This window comes from Acinetobacter sp. 5862, assembly GCF_024494585.1.
GTDB lineage: Bacteria > Pseudomonadota > Gammaproteobacteria > Pseudomonadales > Moraxellaceae > Acinetobacter.
This window is the reverse complement of the sequence record NZ_JANHGP010000089.1, coordinates 1-882: the sequence shown is the minus strand read 5'-3', so window position 1 is coordinate 882 and position 882 is coordinate 1. Positions and strand designations below refer to the sequence as shown.

At 35.6% G+C, this 882-nt stretch carries 2 protein-coding genes; both read left to right on the top strand.

Annotated elements, in window-relative coordinates:
* The first annotated feature begins 38 nt into the window (after positions 1-38).
* Positions 39-344 carry a transposase gene (locus tag NO346_RS14635; protein ID WP_256415601.1) on the top strand — a complete coding sequence of 102 codons (306 nt, stop codon included), beginning with the start codon at positions 39-41 and terminating at the stop codon, positions 342-344.
* Positions 345-388: 44 nt separating this feature from the next.
* Positions 389-877 carry a transposase gene (locus tag NO346_RS14630; protein WP_371924591.1) on the top strand — a complete coding sequence of 163 codons (489 nt, stop codon included), beginning with the start codon at positions 389-391 and terminating at the stop codon, positions 875-877.
* Positions 878-882: the final 5 nt, after the last annotated feature.

Genomic DNA, 882 nt, shown 5'->3' with positions numbered 1-882 from the left:
TATAGCTAAATTCTAAAAAATATATCACACTAGGCTTTATGGGATATTCAACAGATTTTAAAGAAAAAGTCATAGAACTTATGGCAAGGGAAAAAATGTCAGTGCGTAAAGCAGCACTGTATTTTGGTGTATGTACTCGAACCATTCAACAATGGAAAAAATCAACCGTGGCAAAACCTATTTCAGGACGCCCCCCTAAAATTAGTAGAGAACAAATTGTCTTGGATGTAGAAAAGCATCCTGATGATTACATCCACGAACGTGCTGAACGATTTGGTGTGAGTACACATGCCGTATTTAATGCGCTGCATGCAGCAGGAATCTCTCGTAAAAAAAGACGTTAAATCATCCCAAGGCAGATCAACAACAGCGATGGCAATTTCAGAATGTGCTTGAGTGTCTAGGAACAACTCTACCATTAGTTTATATAGATGAAAGTGGTTTTCAGAGTGAAAGCACACGTTTGCATAGTTATAGTCTGAAAGGAATGAGAGCTAAGGATCAGTTTAACTGGCAATTGAAAAATTGCAGTAATGCGATTGGAGCTTTAATTGATAATAAATTACTTACCGTTGGGGTATTCAATTGTTCAATCAATAGTCAGGTTTTTGAATGTTGGATTGAACAGGATTTGTTGCCTAAGTTAAAAGAAAAAAGTGTGCTGATTATGGATAATGCAACTTTCCACAAAGGAACACGGCTTTTGGAGTTGATACATGCTGCTGGTCATTATGTTTTATGGCTTCCCAAATATAGTCCAGACTTAAATCCAATAGAAAAAATGTGGTCAAGGGTAAAGTCTATTAGGAAGAAATTTAGAGTAAAAGATATTGATGAGCTATTTAAAAAACACTGTGATAGTTTATTTAGTAACTAGCTATA

Excerpts from the sequence above, each read along its gene's own strand:
- NO346_RS14635 (WP_256415601.1), top strand. The coding sequence starts at position 39 with ATGGGATATTCAACAGATTTTAAAGAAAAAGTCATAGAACTTATGGCA.